Source organism: Streptomyces galbus (assembly GCF_005280195.1).
Taxonomy (GTDB): domain Bacteria; phylum Actinomycetota; class Actinomycetes; order Streptomycetales; family Streptomycetaceae; genus Streptomyces; species Streptomyces galbus.
Window position 1 is genome coordinate 224,287 of record NZ_SZPR01000017.1, and the last position, 14,724, is coordinate 239,010.

General features: G+C 73.8%; 15 protein-coding genes. 4 read left to right on the forward strand and 11 right to left on the reverse strand.

All coding sequences use genetic code 11. The features are described from left to right. Nucleotides 1-9 precede the first annotated feature (9 nt). From E4U92_RS20510 to E4U92_RS20555, 10 genes are all read right to left on the reverse strand, one after another. Complete coding sequence (locus E4U92_RS20510; protein ID WP_137301892.1) at nucleotides 10-1,380, reverse strand: bifunctional albaflavenone monooxygenase/terpene synthase; 1,371 nt, start codon at nucleotides 1,378-1,380, stop codon at nucleotides 10-12. Then, entirely contained in the window at nucleotides 1,377-2,474 is a 1,098-nt protein-coding gene (gene cyc1 / locus E4U92_RS20515) for an epi-isozizaene synthase (RefSeq protein ID WP_137301893.1), read from the reverse strand. Before cyc1 ends, E4U92_RS20510 begins: the two co-directional genes overlap by 4 nt. 207 nt (nucleotides 2,475-2,681) lie before the next feature. Next, on the reverse strand, nucleotides 2,682-3,332 hold the full coding sequence (gene def, locus E4U92_RS20520) for a peptide deformylase (protein WP_137301894.1): 651 nt from the start codon (nucleotides 3,330-3,332) through the stop codon (nucleotides 2,682-2,684). Nucleotides 3,333-3,417: 85 nt separating this feature from the next. After that, on the reverse strand, nucleotides 3,418-4,398 hold the full coding sequence (locus tag E4U92_RS20525) for a tetratricopeptide repeat protein (RefSeq protein ID WP_137301895.1): 981 nt from the start codon (nucleotides 4,396-4,398) through the stop codon (nucleotides 3,418-3,420). A 117-nt stretch (nucleotides 4,399-4,515) separates the two neighbouring features. After that, nucleotides 4,516-5,736, reverse strand: a complete 1,221-nt coding sequence (locus tag E4U92_RS20530) for an HD-GYP domain-containing protein (RefSeq protein ID WP_229862858.1) — start codon at nucleotides 5,734-5,736, stop codon at nucleotides 4,516-4,518. Nucleotides 5,737-5,810: 74 nt separating this feature from the next. After that, on the reverse strand, nucleotides 5,811-7,202 hold the full coding sequence (locus E4U92_RS20535) for an HD-GYP domain-containing protein (protein ID WP_137301896.1): 1,392 nt from the start codon (nucleotides 7,200-7,202) through the stop codon (nucleotides 5,811-5,813). Between the two features lie 154 nt (nucleotides 7,203-7,356). Continuing rightward, nucleotides 7,357-7,671 (reverse strand): mycothiol system anti-sigma-R factor, encoded by a 315-nt coding sequence (rsrA, locus tag E4U92_RS20540; RefSeq protein WP_137301897.1) that lies wholly within the window; start codon nucleotides 7,669-7,671, stop codon nucleotides 7,357-7,359. Beyond that, nucleotides 7,668-8,369, reverse strand: coding sequence for a sigma-70 family RNA polymerase sigma factor (locus E4U92_RS20545; RefSeq protein WP_190046407.1), 702 nt, complete (start codon nucleotides 8,367-8,369; stop codon nucleotides 7,668-7,670). The genes rsrA and E4U92_RS20545 overlap by 4 nt, the downstream gene beginning before the upstream one ends. Before the next feature lie 390 nt (nucleotides 8,370-8,759). After that, the gene (locus tag E4U92_RS20550) at nucleotides 8,760-9,431 is read right to left on the reverse strand and encodes an alpha/beta hydrolase family protein (protein ID WP_137301899.1); all 672 of its coding nucleotides are present in this window, start codon (nucleotides 9,429-9,431) and stop codon (nucleotides 8,760-8,762) included. A 1-nt stretch (nucleotide 9,432) separates the two neighbouring features. Further along, on the reverse strand, nucleotides 9,433-10,287 hold the full coding sequence (locus E4U92_RS20555; protein ID WP_137301900.1) for an SOS response-associated peptidase: 855 nt from the start codon (nucleotides 10,285-10,287) through the stop codon (nucleotides 9,433-9,435). Nucleotides 10,288-10,346: 59 nt separating this feature from the next. On the opposite strand from E4U92_RS20555, the gene E4U92_RS20560 reads away from it, so the two are divergent. The 4 genes from E4U92_RS20560 (at nucleotide 10,347) to E4U92_RS20575 (ending at nucleotide 14,028) form a co-directional block, all read left to right on the forward strand. After that, entirely contained in the window at nucleotides 10,347-11,069 is a 723-nt protein-coding gene (locus tag E4U92_RS20560) for a M50 family metallopeptidase (protein WP_137302014.1), read from the forward strand. Nucleotides 11,070-11,272: 203 nt separating this feature from the next. Next, nucleotides 11,273-12,592, forward strand: a complete 1,320-nt coding sequence (aroA, locus tag E4U92_RS20565) for a 3-phosphoshikimate 1-carboxyvinyltransferase (RefSeq protein WP_137301901.1) — start codon at nucleotides 11,273-11,275, stop codon at nucleotides 12,590-12,592. A gap of 17 nt (nucleotides 12,593-12,609) precedes the next feature. Further along, nucleotides 12,610-13,620: a ribosome small subunit-dependent GTPase A gene (rsgA, locus tag E4U92_RS20570; RefSeq protein WP_137301902.1), complete on the forward strand. Its 1,011-nt coding sequence runs from the start codon at nucleotides 12,610-12,612 to the stop codon at nucleotides 13,618-13,620. A gap of 84 nt (nucleotides 13,621-13,704) precedes the next feature. Next, entirely contained in the window at nucleotides 13,705-14,028 is a 324-nt protein-coding gene (locus E4U92_RS20575) for a DMT family transporter (RefSeq protein WP_137301903.1), read from the forward strand. 46 nt (nucleotides 14,029-14,074) lie between these two features. Here E4U92_RS20575 and E4U92_RS20580 read toward each other — a convergent pair whose 3' ends face one another. After that, on the reverse strand, nucleotides 14,075-14,677 hold the full coding sequence (locus E4U92_RS20580) for a TetR/AcrR family transcriptional regulator (protein WP_137301904.1): 603 nt from the start codon (nucleotides 14,675-14,677) through the stop codon (nucleotides 14,075-14,077). Nucleotides 14,678-14,724 lie beyond the last annotated feature (47 nt).

Sequence of the window (14,724 nt, forward strand, 5' to 3'; positions counted from 1 at the left end):
GGCCGCCGCTCACCGCGGCCGCGGGTTCAGCAGCAGCCGGCGGGGACGCAGCGTGATGCCGATGCGCGGCCGGGAGTCCGAGCCGGGTGCCTCCTCGAAGGTGAAGGCGGCCGCCAGCGCCGCGGTGACCAGCGTCAGCTCGGCCATCGAGAAGTGGTCGCTCGGGCACTTGCGGTTGCCGACGCTGAACGGGCTCATCGCGAACCTGGGCACCTCCTCGGACCCGCCGGGCAGCCAGCGGTCGGGGTCGAACTCCTCGTGCCGCGCGAAGGAGCGCGGATCGCGCTGGATCGCGTAGGGGCTGTAGACGATGTCGGCGCCCGCGGGAATGCGGTATCCGCCGAGCGCCGTGTCGGTCACCGCGCGCCGGGTCAATATCCATACGGCGGGATACAGACGCATTGTCTCGACGACCACATTCGCGGTGTACGTCAGCTTCCGCACGTCGTCGAATGCGACCGGCCGGTCGCCCACGACGGTTTTCACCTCGTCCCGGACGCGGTCCGCGAGTTCCGGGTGCTGGGTGAGCACCTGGAGCAGCGACATGAGCGTCGAGCCGACCGTTTCGGAGCCGGGGGTGACTATCGCGATGACCTGGTCGTGGATCTCCTGCTCCCCGATGGGCTCGCCATTCTCGTCCGTCGCCTCCAGCAAAGCCGTCAGCAAATCGTCCGGCTTTTGACCGGATGCCCTCCGGTCGGCGACGATCTCGTCCACCAGGAGGTGCAAATCGGCCAAGGCCCGGTTGAATTCGCGGTTGGCCGGAACCGGTACCCGGTAAAGCGGTCCGAGGGGCACGACCATGCGCTGGTACATACCGCTGAACAGGGTGGCGAGGTCGGCACAGATGCGGTCGGCCCGGTCGTCCATGTAGCTGCCGCGCATCAGGCAGCGGGCCGCGATGCGGACGGCGACGCGGAAGGACTCAGTGGTGACGTCGAGGGTGCCGGCGGTGCGCCAGCGCTCCACGAGCGCGTGCGCCTCCTCCTCCATGATCGGGCCGTACCCGGGGACGGCGTCGAGCCGGAAGGCGGGCTGGATGGTGCGCCGCTGGCGCCGGTGCAGGGGGCCGTTGGCCGTGGCCACGCCCTCCTTGCCGAGCAGGCTCTCCAGGGATTCCCACAGGGGGCCGGCGATGATGTAGTCGGGGCTGAGGGCCACGGCGCCGGTGAGTTCCGGGGTGGTGACGGCGTACACCGTCTTGGGGCCGAGCCTGAGCCGCACGACGTCACCGTGGTCACGGAGCTGCTCGAAGAAGGCCAGGGGGTCACGGGCCAGTTTCCAGCCGTGGCCGAGCAGCGGGACGCCGCCACCGGCCGGCGGGGGCTCGCGCAGTCCGGAGGGTCCGGACGTCGTGGGCTGCACCGCGTCGACGGTCATTTCTCACCTGCCGCTTCATTGTTGACGTACGGGGGCGTGGACCGGTCGTCCCAACTGTCGACCCGGTAGCGGCCGGACTCGTGGTGGAACCAGTAGACGGAACTGAACCAGTTCCGCATATTGCCGAGGCAGATCCGCACGGCCTCGCCCATGTCCTTTCCGCGCACCGTCCCGTCGTCGAGCCGCTCGGCGAGCCGTAAGGCGTCCTGCTCCACGACGAGGAATTCCGTGATGCATTCCTCGACGCGTCGGCGTAGGTCGTCGACGGCTTCTTCCAGGGTCATTCCCTCATGGGTGACGAGGGATATACCGAGATTGTGGACCTCGTCGCCCGCTATTTCCTTGGGGAGCGAGCAGAGGTCGTTGTACCAGGCGGCGAATTCCTGGCTGAGCAGCGCGGCCCGGCGGTAGGCCGGGTTCTTCCGCACGCGGTCGGGGAGTTCCCTGCCCGCGCCGAGCTCCAGCAGATCCGTCCAGATCCAGTGGGCGAACGTGAGGCGGCGCAGCGCCAGGTACTCCGCCACGGTGGGCACCCGCCCGGCGACCCGGTTGCGGAACTCCCGGTCGTAGGCCTCGATCACGTCGTGGAAGTGGCGGGTGAACCGCGCGTTCCAGGTGTCGGGCAGGAACGCGAACAGCCGGCCCACGCTGTCGGCGAGCCCGGCGACCAGCGGGTCCTCGTGGTGCAGGTGGTCCGTCGGCGCGTCCAGGGCGCGGTGCAGCCGGAACCTCAGCCGTCGCCAGGCGGCCGTGCGGCCGTGCACGATGTCACGGTCGTGCCGGTCGTCCCAGACGAAGAACCACGCGCTGTAGTCGGCGATGGCCTGCAGCACCTCGTCGGGGGCGCCGAGGTAGTAGCCCGCCATCAGGTCGGTGTAGCACAGTCCGTCGGCATATTCCGTGACCTTCTCCGCCGGCATGAGCCGTTTTTCCAGCAGCCAGGAGCGGGTCTTCTCCTGCAACCGGGGCCAATACGGGTGCAGTCGACGGGGAAACGCCGCCTCGATGACCGGAAGGGCGAGCGACGGTGGAACCGCGACCGCCGTCGCCGTGGAGGTACCGCGGTATGTGGTGCTGTATGGGAAAGCTGGCACGAACAACCCCTCTCAGCCGCCAGTGACGCATGCCCCTCCCGCTGTGCCGGGCGTGCGCCGTTGCGTATCCCCGCACTTCCATTCAGCACTACAACTGACCGTTCTGGGAACGGATTTGCTCCATTCACTACCCCAACCTGCCGAGAAACGAACGGCGCCCGGCCGGGAGGGATCCCAGGCCGGGCGCCGTGAACGCGCAGGTGCGGGTCAGTCGTTGGGGACCACGGGGTAGCGCGGCTCGTTCTCGGCCATCTGCCGCAGCGCGTCCTTGCGCTCCCGCTTGGACAGCCGGTCGATGTACAGGGAGCCGTACAGGTGGTCGGTCTCGTGCTGCAAACACCGGGCGAAGTACCCGGTGCCGCGCACCTTGATCGGGTTGCCCTTCTCGTCCTGCCCGGTCACCTCGGCGTAGTCCGGGCGGGCCAGCGGCGCGTACGCCGTCGGCACCGACAGGCAGCCCTCGTTGCTGTCGTCCAGCCGGCGCCGCTCGGCGGGCAGTTCCACCAGCTTCGGGTTGCACACCACGCCGACGTGCCGCACGCCCTCGTCGTCCGGGCAGTCGTAGACGAAGACCTTCAGGTCGACGCCGATCTGGTTGGCGGCCAGGCCCACGCCCTCGGCGGTGCGCTGCGAGGCGAACATGTCCGCGACCAGTTCCCGGAGTTCGTCGCCGAACTCGGTGACGTCCTTGCACTCCTTGTGCAGCACGGGGTTGCCGACGACGGTGATGGGCCGTGAGGTGCCGGCCTCGCGCCACGCCAGCTCGCGCTCCTCCGTGTCCTCGGTGTCGATGACGAAGCCCTCGTCGTCCACGGGGAGCACGCCCGCGTGCTGCTGATCGGTGTCCTGCTGCGCCATGACCGACGTGTGCCTTCCTGGGGGTCGGAGATCGTCCGGGAGAAAACGATTGCGGAGTACAGCCTAATCGCGCGGCCGCCGTCGCTCAGCAGACCTCTTCCAGGTCCCGCCAGTCCCGGGAGTCGGGCGCGTCCGCCACCCAGCCGTCGAGCAGGCCCCGTACCAGCGACGCCGGCGCGGCCACCCCGCACTCGCGCTCCGGCACCCACAGTTGCCCGTCGGTGCGGTGCCCGAGCGGCCCGGGGTGCCCCGGCTCGCTGTGGTCGTGCGGATCCAGGTGCACCCCGTCGCCCTCGTCGCTCGGCATGCGGGACTCCGAGCACATCCGGCACAGCAGCCGCACCGACGACGACCAGTCCTCCGCGGCGAACCCGGCGTCCGCGGCGAGCTGTTCCAGGGCGTCCCGGTCCGCCTCGGTGGCGGCCTCCAGCAGCACCACCCAGGTCGGCACGGGCGAGGGCGCCCACAGCTCTATCTCGTCGAACACCGGGTAGGAGTGCCCGCTGGAGGTGGTCCGCTCGCCGTGCGGGACCCCGTCGTGCAGGACGACCTCGCCCCAGCGCCGCCCGGACGACGGCAGCGGGATGGACAGCACCTCGATCCGCGCCGGGTCCAGCCGCCGCCCCCACACCACCTCGGCCTCGCCCTCGGGCGACAGCCGCACGGCCGCGCTGCCCAGGTCCATGCCGGCCGGCTCCCCGGAGGCGGTCGCACCGCCCGGCACGTGCAGCCCGTACGCCTGCCAGGCCCGGCGGGCCAGCGGCCAGTCCTGCAGCGCGGTGGCGGCGATGCCGACGTTCCACCAGTCGGGCGCCCCGGCCTCGCGGTCCAGCAGCGCGACCGCGCGCAGCCCGGCCGTCCTCGCCTGCTCCCAGTCGTGGCGGAACTTGTGCAGCAGGGCGAGGTTGAACCAGGACTCCGACAGCCAGGGCTCCAGGTCGGCGGCGCGCGTCAGCAGCGCGCCCGCGTCCTCGTAGCGCCCGTCGCCGATCAGCGTGAACGCGCGATCGGTGGCCTGCCGCCACGAGGCGGAGGGCCGGTGCCGTCCCTTGCCGAAGATCCTCACGATTCCCGCCTGCCAGTTCCGTGGAGTGGGCCGGCTGCGCCCCCTGACAGCCTCTCGAAGACCCTCTCCCTTCGCATCCAACCACGAGCGGCTGGAGAGGCGCTCATTACCCATGGGTTACCCACCGGCGGGCAGGGTCAGACTGGCCCGCGCCAACACCCGGGCCAGCGCCTCGACCACCTCCGGCGCGTACTCCCCGGCCGCGGCCAGCCGCAGCTCCTCCAGGGCGGTGAGCGGCCCGCCGGGCCCGGCGCCGTGGACCTTCTCGTCGTAGGCGTTCACCACGCGGACGATCCGGGCGGCCACCGGCTGCTCCGCACAGGGGTCGGCCTGCCGCTCCACCACGGCGGCGACCTGCTCGCCCGCCCCGGTCTGCCGTACGACGGCCCCGCCGAGCAGGGCGATACGCCGCTGCTCGCGCGCGGACAGGGGGGCGGTGGCCCCGGCCGGCACCGGGTCGACCAGGCTGAGCTGACCGATGTCGTGCATCAGCGCCGCGTACTCCAGCACGGTGAGCTCCGGCCCGGACAGGCCCAGGTCGCGTCCCACGGCCACGCCCAGCGCGGCCACCCGGCGGGCGTGCCCGGGCGGCGTGTACCCGGCGATCTCGGTCGCGCGGGCCAGGGAGGCGATGGTCTGCCGGGAGGTGGCGCGGACGGCCGCGTACCGGCGCAGCGCGAGCTGGGTGAGCAGCAGCGGCAGCGAGAACAGCGGCAGCGCCCACAGGCCGACCACGGCGACCGCCAGCGCGATCACCGCGCCGGTGGCGCACACCGCCGACCCGATCCCGGGCACCGCCCGCAGCTCGTCGCGCAGCAGGGGGCCGTACGGCCAGCCGGTGCGGGCGTGGGCGAGCGCCGCGGCGAGCACGACGTCGCACAGGACGCCGAGGACGAGCAGCGCGAGCAGCAGCAGCGCGTAGACGGGGCCGCCGAAGCGTTCGAGGACGCCTCCCTCGTGCAGCGGCTGGAAGCACACCGCGGCGAAGGCCACGGTCAGCACCCGCCGGGCCAGGTGGTCCAGGACCGGCCCCCGGCCGCGCGCCACGTGCGGCACGCAGCCCAGCAGCGAGGCCCCGGCGACCACCGCGACGACCTGCGCGGCCCCGTGCTGGGTGGGGTGCCCGGCGTTCTCCCCGAGCAGCGCGAACGCCAGCGCCCCGGCGGCTCCGAGCGGCGCGGCCTCGCGCACCCCGGCCCCGCTCCAGCGGCTCAGCTCCCCCACCGCGACGAACACCCCGAAGGCGAGCGCGAGCGGCCGCTCCAGCACCCCGCTGCGCACGGTGGCGGCCAGCGCGACGGCGACGGTGAGCCCGGCGGCCGTGTGGATGAGCACCAGCGGGCGCCGGTGGTGCGGGGGGCGCCACCCGGCCGCGCGGCTGCGGGCGCCCGCCCCGGACAGGGCGGCCGAGGTCACCGCGCCACCCCGCGCCGGTCGCCCGCGGACGCCGGTGCGGGCAGCGTGGGCGCGCTCTCGTCGGCGGTCACCACGGGGTGCCAGCCGTGGCGGTCCAGGGCACGGACGAGGGCGCCGACCATGCGCGGGTCGAACTGGGTGCCCGCGCACCGCCCGAGCTCCTCCAGGGCGACGGCGACGGGCCGGGCCCTGCTGTAGGACCGGGTGGAGGTCATCGCGTCGAAGGCGTCGGCCACGGCCACCACGCGCGCGGGCTCGGGGATCTGACGGCCGACCAGCCCGTACGGGTAGCCGCTGCCGTCCAGCCGTTCGTGGTGGTGCAGGATCGCCGAGCGGGCCTCGCCGAGGAAGGTGATCCCCCGGGTGATCTCGTGGCCGTACTCGGGGTGCAGCTCGATGACGCGCCGCTCCTCGGGGGTCAGCGGGCCGTCCTTGCGCAGCAGCCGGGTCGGCACGCCCAGCTTGCCCACGTCGTGCAGGATCCCGGCGAAGCGCAGCACCTCGATGCGTCGCTCGTCCATGCCGAGTTCCCGGGCGATCATCATGGAGGCCTGGCCGACCCGCTCGCTGTGGCCGCGGGTGTAGCCGTCCTTGATGTCGACGGCCTGCACCAGCGCCCGGATGGTCGCGTGGTGCGCGGCCCGCTCCCGGTGGTACTGCGCGAACACCCACCAGGCCACGCCCATCGGGAACAGCACGAGCAGCGCGGCGACCGGCCCGTACGGGCTGTGCCACAGCACCGCCATCATCAGCCCGGCCAGTCCGTGCACGGCGAGCGGCGCGAGCGAGCGGGAGAACAGCCCGCGCCAGGCCCGGCGCGGCGGGACGCGTTCGGCGAGCACGCGGATGCCGCCGTCCAGCAATGCGAGCACCGCGCAGTAGACGAGCACGGCGGCCCCGGCGGGCAGCAGCGCCCGGGGGACGGCGCAGGCGGCGACGGCGTCCCGGCCGCCGAGCAGCCCGTGCACCCGGGCCGCGGCCCACACGGCGAGCACGCACTGCGCGGCCCGCCACAGCCGCCGCACGGCCGCCGGGCGCTGCTCGACGCGGGCCAGCAGGACCCCGGGCAGCGGGACGAGGGCCGCGGCGGGCGGCGGCAGCAGGAAGGCCCCGGCGAGCAGCACGGGGTGGAAGACGGGCGCCGCGGGGGACGTGGCCGGTCCGGGGCCGCGGAACCGGGCGCGTGCCGCCCACCGGCCCGCCGCGTACAGCGCGGCGAGCAGGATCACGGCCCAGGTGGACGAGTCGGCCCGCAGCAGGCCCGCGGCCCACCGGGACGGGTCGGGGCCGGGCGCGCCGGCGAGGGCGGGCACGGGGGCCAGGCAGAGCAGGGCGGTGAGGGCGGCGCAGCCGACGTAGAGCCGGGCCCGCCCGGGAATCGCCTCCATGCCGCCTCCCCCAGCCCGTAGATGTCCGGGCTGGGAGCCTAGGACCGGCCGGGCAGAGGGGCGGGCGTATCACCCGCGGGTTAGCACGTTCGAGTGACGACCGCGCGGGCACGGGCCGCGTGGCGGGCGGCGGCCCGGGGGCGGACGGCGGCGGTCAGGACTCCTGGGGGGTGCCCGGGGAGGCGGCGCTCACGTCGTGCTCGGGCACGGTCTGGCCGGAGCGGATCAGCTCCAGCCGCCCCATCACCTTGGCCCGCAGGTCCACGGGCACGTCGTCATGACCGCAGCACCGCTTGACCAGCTTCTTCACGGCCTGCTCGAGTCCGTACTTCTCCAGGCACGGCGAGCACTCCTTGAAGTGCTGCTGGAACTTGTCGCGGTCGACGTCCGGCATCTCGCTGTCGAGGAACTCGTACAGGTGGTCGAGGACCTCGGAGCAGTCCGTCTCGTGCGGCTCTCCGCAGCTCATGAGCCCGAGCCTTTCGCTTCGTTCGACTCTCCGGCGCCGGCCGGGACCAGCCCGCGCTCACGGGCGTAGTCCTCGAGCATGCCGCGCAGTTGACGGCGGCCCCGGTGCAGCCGGGACATCACCGTACCGATGGGTGTCCCCATGATGTCCGCGATCTCCTTGTAGGCAAAGCCCTCGACGTCCGCGAGGTACACGGCGATGCGGAACTCCTCGGGGATCGCCTGGAGCGCTTCCTTCACGTCCGAGTCGGGCAGGTGGTCGAGCGCCTGCGACTCGGCGGAACGCAGACCCGTCGACATGTGCGACTCGGCACGGGCGAGCTGCCAGTCCTCGATCTCCTCGGCCGCGCTGCGCTGGGGTTCGCGCTGCTTCTTGCGGTACGAGTTGATGAAGGTGTTGGTGAGGATCCGGTACAGCCACGCCTTGAGGTTGGTGCCCTCGCGGAACTGGTGGAAGGACGCGTACGCCTTGGCGTACGTCTCCTGCACCAGGTCCTCCGCGTCGGCGGGGTTGCGCGTCATGCGCAGTGCGGCCGAATACATCTGGTCGAGGAATTCCAGCGCGTCCCGCTCGAAGCGCGCGCTGCGCTGCGTGGTCGACTCGGGGATCGCCCCCGCGTCCGCGCCGATGCCCTGGCCCTCGGGCAGCTCCGCCTGGCCGTCGTCGGTCCCTGCGTCGGTACCGGGAACCGGACCCACCTCCTCAAGATTCCGGGCAGGACCGAGACCGATCCCACCAGAATCGGAGGATAGAACACGACCCGTCCCCGCCGCCGCTCGAATAGGAGCGGTCTTGGCCGCGTGCAGCACCGTCCAGTCCAGGTCGGCGCGGTTGCCACGGCTGGGGCAGATGGTCGAACCCATGCGGCGAACTTCCTCTCCCACGACGTCCGTGCTGGCTGTCCAGCACGTCTGTCCGGCACAACAGCGGCCGGGAGCGCGGCATTCCCCGCCTCCCGCTCCCGTGACGCGCCCCACCCGGGGCACCGCCCGGCCGGCGGGGTGACGTACCCCACGCGGGGCACCCCGGTGGCGTGGCCGGTGGAGCGCCCCGTGGAGCAGGCGGCGAAGCGGCCGGTCAGGGAAGTGTCAGGGAAGTGACGCGGTCCACTCCACGACCGCCGCCGTGATGATCCCGAGCGCCTGCTCCTGGGTGATGTCCGCCCGCTTGGGCACGGCGAACGCGTGGTCGCCGTGGGGCACCGCGACGAGGTCGTGGTCCCCGTCCGGGAACTCCGCGGGCCGGCCGAAGGGGTCGTTGCCGCCCTGCACGACCAGGGTGGGCACGCCCGCGCCGAGCAGCTCGGCGGCGCGGGAGCGGTCCGGCCTGCCCGGCGGGTGCAGCGGGAAGCTCAGCGCGAGGACGGCGGCGGCGCCCAGCTCGGCCGCCGTGCGGCAGGCGACGCGGGCGCCCGCGGAGCGCCCGCCGGAGACCACCGGCAGCCCGGCCGCGGCGAGGGCCGGCCAGATCCCGCGCCAGCCCGCGTCCAGGGTCTTCGGCGCCGGCGCGAGCTTCTTGCCGGCCACCCGCCAGGGCTGCTCCACCAGGGCGACCGTGACACCGTGCGCGGGCAGCTCGGCGGCGAGCGCCCGCAGGTCGCGGGCCTCGATGCCGCCGCCGGCGCCGTGGCTGACGGCGAGGACGAGGCGCGCCGCGCGCGGGGCCCGGTGCCAGGTGATCCGGGCGTCACCGGTCTCGGTGGGGACGGTCTCGGCGGGGGCGCCGTCGGCGGGGGCCCGCCCGCTGGTGTCGTTCGTCACGTCAGAAGAGTGTGCCCTCCTCGGGCCCCGCCAGCTCCTTCAGCAGCTCCGGGCCGTTGTTGCGGACGTTGCTGACGGCGGTGGAGACCGGGTGGGCGCGCAGGAGTCCGGGCGGCGGCGGGGCGAGCAGCGACCGCAGTTCCCCGGGGTCGGTGCGGGACGGGTCGAGCCAGGCGTCCCAGCGGTCCGGGGTGAGCATCAGCGGCATCCGGGGGTGGATGTCGGCGAGCGTGCGGGGTCCCTCGGCGGGGGCGGCGGCGAGCGGGGTGGTCTCGGCCTCGGTGGTGATCACCGAGCAGGTCGCCCACCAGGCCCGCGGGTGGTCGTCCGGCAGGGTCCGGTCCCGCCAGAACTCGTACAGCCCGGCCATCGCGAACACCGAGCCGTCCGCCGGGCGCACGAAGTACGGCTGCTTGCGCGGGCGTTTGCGGCGGCCCTCGACCTCCAGCTCCCGCTCCTCGGTTCCGGTGACCCACTCGTAGTAGCCGTCGGCGGGCACGATGCAGCGCCGGGCGGCGAAGGCCCGGCGGTACGACGGCTTCTCGTGCACCGTCTCCGCGCGGGCGTTGATCATCCGGGCGGCGCCCTCGGGCGACTTGGCCCAGGAGGGGACCAGGCCCCACCTCAGGGTGCGCAGCTGGCGAACCGGCCGCGGGTCGTCCGCGTCCTTCACGGGACGGTCCAGGACGACGTGGACCTCCTTCGTCGGGGCCACGTTGTAGTCGGGCTCAAATGTCTCGGCCGGCTCCCTCCCCCAGAGGCTCGACTGCGCTCGCCCTGGGGGGACCCCCATCTCAATCCCGAAGACCGCCGCGAGATCCTCGGGCCCACGACTGGCTGCATACCGTCCGCACATGCGTGCCACACTGCCAGATCCGTCCGACGGAAAGGGAGCCACCGCCCTACATGAAGAGCATGGACAGCCTCGCCGCCCTCGCGCTGCCCGACCTCTGGGGCCGGCTCACCGGGACCCAGTCCGACCCCGACCTGTGGGTGGTGTGCGCCACCCTGGCCGCGGCGCTGGCCGTCGTGGTGCCCCACCCGCTGTGGCGCCTGTCGCGCAACGCGATCACCATCGCCCACGAGGGCGGCCACGGTCTGGTCGCCCTGCTGACCGGCCGCACCCTGACCGGCATACGGCTGCACTCCGACACCAGCGGCCTCACCCTGAGCCGCGGCAAGCCGTACGGCCTCGGCATGATCCTCACGGCCGCGGCCGGCTACACCGCTCCCCCGCTGCTGGGCCTGGGCGGTGCCGCGCTGCTGGGCGCCGGGCGCATCACGCTGCTGCTGTGGGCGGCGACGGCCCTGCTGCTGGCGATGCTGGTGATGATCCGCAACGCCTACGGCGCGCTGACGGTGCTGCTCGCCTGCGGCACGTTCCTGCTGGTGTCGTGGCTGGCCGGACCGCAGGTGCAGGCGGCGTTCGCCTACGCGGTGGTGTGGTTCCTGCTGCTGGGGGGCGTGCGCCCGGCCTTCGAGCTCCAGGCGAAGCGCCGGCACGCGGGCGCGGGCGACTCGGACGCCGACCAGTTGTCCCGGTTGACGCACGTGCCGGCGGGGCTGTGGCTGTTCCTGTTCCACGCGGTGTCGCTGTGCTCGCTGACGGGGGGCGGCCGGTGGCTCCTCGGGCTGTGACGGCCGTCCCGCCGCGGCGTCACCGCGCAGCCGCGGGAGCCGCCCGATGGAGTGGATCGTCCGCTGCGCGGCGCACCCCGCACGAGCCGCCCGGCTGAGGGGCGCGGCCGACCTGCGGCGAACGGTTCGACCAGCCAGGACGGCACCGGAAGCGGCGGACGAGGGACAGTCCGGCGGACCGCCCTCCTTATAGAGTGGGCCCCATGGCCCGTACCCCCGCACCCACCGCCCTCTGGCCCGCGCCGCACGCGAGCGGAGCCGTCGACGCGACGGTCCACGTGCCCGGGTCCAAGTCGGTCACCAACCGCGCCCTCGTGCTCGCCTCCCTCGCCTCCGAGCCGGGTTGGCTGCGCCGTCCGCTGCGCTCGCGCGACACCCTGCTGATGGCGGACGCCCTGCGCGCGATGGGCATCGAGATCGAGGAGGGCGTGGGCCCCGACGGCACCGGCGAGGCGTGGCGGGTGCTGCCGGCGGGCCTGCGCGGCCCGGCCACCGTGGACGTCGGCAACGCCGGCACCGTGATGCGCTTCCTGCCCCCGGTCGCCACGCTGGCCGACGGGCCGGTGCACTTCGACGGCGACCCGCGCTCGCACGAGCGTCCCCTGCACGGGGTGATCGACGCGCTGCGGGCGCTCGGCGCGCGGATCGACGACGACGGCCGCGGCGCGCTGCCGCTGACGGTGCACGGCGTCGGCGCGCTGGACGGCGGCCCGGTCGAGGTCGACGCCTCGTCGTCGTCCCAGTTCGTCTCGGCGCTGCTGCTGTCGGGACCCCGCTTCAACCAGGGGGTGGAGGTCCGTCACACCGGCTCCACCCTGCCGTCGCTGCCGCACATCCAGATGACGGTGGACATGCTGCGCGCGGTCGGCGCCCAGGTGGACACCCCCGAGTCGGGCGGCGAGCCCGGCGTCTGGCGGGTCACGCCCGGCGCGCTGCTCGGCCGCGACCTGACGGTGGAGCCGGACCTGTCCAACGCCCAGCCGTTCCTGGCGGCGGCGCTGGTCACCGGGGGCCGCGTGGTCGTCCCGGACTGGCCGGCCCGCACCACCCAGCCGGGTGACCGGCTGCGGGAGATCTTCACCGAGATGGGCGGCTCCTGCCGACTGACCGACTACGGCCTGGAGTTCACCGGCTCGGGTGCCGTCCACGGCATCGACGTCGACCTCGGCGACGTCGGCGAGCTGACCCCGGGCATCGCGGCGGTGGCGGCCCTCGCCGACTCCCCCTCGACCCTGCGGGGCGTGGCGCACCTGCGGCTGCACGAGACGGACCGGCTGGCCGCGCTCACCAAGGAGATCAACGAGCTCGGCGGCGACGTCACCGAGACGGCCGACGGCCTGCGCATCCGCCCCCGCCCGCTGCACGGCGGTGTCTTCCACACCTACGAGGACCACCGCATGGCGACCGCCGGCGCGGTCATCGGCCTCGCGGTCGAGGGCGTGCGCATCGAGAACGTGGCGACCACCGCGAAGACCCTGCCGGACTTCCCGGACCTGTGGACCGCGATGCTCGGGGCGGCGTAGGGACGCGGGGAACAGCCATGCGCCGCTACGGCAAGCACACCGACGAGGACGACATCCGCAGCCGCCCCAACCGCAAGGGCAACCGGCCGCGGACCAACATCCGGCCCAAGCACGAGGACGCCGCCGAGGGCCTGGTTCTGACCGTCGACCGGGGCCGGCTGACGTGCCTGGTCGACGGCCGGACGGTGCTGGCGATGAAGGCCCGTGAACTGGGCCGCAAGGCCGCCGTGGTCGGCGACCGGGTGGCGCTGGTCGGCGACCTGTCCGGCGCGAAGGACACGCTGGCCCGCATCGTCCGCATCGAGGAGCGCACCTCGGTGCTGCGCCGCACGGCCGACGACGACGACCCCTACGAGCGGGTGGTGGTGGCCAACGCCGACCAGCTCGCCGTGGTCACCGCCCTCGCCGACCCGGAGCCCCGCCCGCGGCTCATCGACCGCTGCCTGGTCGCCGCGTTCGACGGCGGCCTCGAACCGCTGCTGGTGCTGACCAAGTCCGACCTCGCCCCGCCGGACAAGCTGCTGGAGCTGTACGGCGACCTGGACATCCCCTACGTGGTGACCAGCCGCGAGGAGCTGGAGAACGGCACCGCGGCGGACCGGGTGCGCGAGCAACTGGCGGGACGCGTCACCGCGTTCGTCGGCCACTCGGGCGTCGGCAAGACGACACTGGTGAACGCGCTGGTGCCCGAGGAGCGGCGGCGCCTGACCGGTCACGTCAACGCGGTGACCGGCCGCGGCCGGCACACCACCACCTCCGCGCTGGCGCTGCCGCTGGACGGCGCGGCGGGCTGGGTGATCGACACCCCGGGCGTGCGGTCCTTCGGTCTCGCGCACGTCGACCCGTCCCGGGTGATCCACGCCTTCCCCGACCTGGAACCGGGCACCGCGGGCTGCCCGCGCGCGTGCAGTCACGACGAGCCGGACTGCGCGCTGGACGCGTGGGTGGCCGAGGGGCACGCGGACCCGGCGCGGCTGTACTCGCTGCGTCGGCTGCTGTCGACGCGTGAGCGCACGGAAGGCGACTGAGCACCGCGTTGTTTGGTGGGGCCGGACCCCGGTAAGTGCATAATCGCACCGAGCGGTGATCCGGTACCTACGGGAGGACAGCACATGGCGTGGCTGCTGGTCATGGTGGCCGGACTGCTCGAGACCGGCTTCGCCGTGTGTCTGAAGCTCTCCCACGGGTTCACCCGGCTGTGGCCGACGATCGCCTTCTGCGTGTTCGCCCTCGGCAGCTTCGGCCTGCTGACCCTGTCCCTGCGCAAGCTGGACGTGGGACCCGCGTACGCGGTGTGGACCGGCATCGGCGCGGCCGGCACGGCGATCTACGGCATGGTCTTCCTCGGCGACCTGGTGTCGACCCTGAAGATCGTCTCGATCAGCCTGGTCATCATCGGCGTGATCGGGCTCCAGCTCTCCGGCTCGACGCACTGAGGCGCCGGCGGGCGCGCGGGCACCGGCGGGGCCACGGCGGGCGCGCTCAGGCCGGCGGGCGGTGCAGGGCGCCGCGCACCAGGTCCGCGAGGCCGCCCTCACCCGGTGGCGCGGCCACGCAGGACAGGGCGACGCGGACGACCAGTTCGCAGGAGCGGGCCAGCTCGGCGGTGTCCGGCCTGGCGGCGGGCCCGGCCAGCACCGCCACGGCACGGTCGCGCACCAGGGCCACGAAGTCCCCGGGCGAGGGCAGCGGGCCGTCCGCCCGCCGCTGCGCCGGTACCGCGGCGGAGGCCGGGGCGGGCCGCAGCGCGGGCGTCGGCAGGCGCTCGCTCCAGCAGCCGGTGAGCAGGGCGCGGACCAGCGCGTTGTCGTGGGCGGCGGTCACGGTCCACTCGGCGGTGGCGGTCAGCCGCTCCCGGGCGTCGCCGTGCCCGGCGAGGGCCCGCTCCACCCCGGCGAGGTAGCCGTCGGCCTCGCGGCGCACCAGGGCGCGGGCGAGGCCGTCCTTGCTGCCGAACTCGTTGTACAGCGTCTGCCGGGACACCCCGGCCGCCGCGGCCACGTCGACCATGCGCACCGTGGACCACGGCCGACGCGTCAGGGCCGCGAAGGCGGCGTCCAGCAGTGACTCCCGCGCACCCGGCATCCTCGCCTCCCTGCGACGGCACTGCGCCCAGATTTGACGGGCTTGTC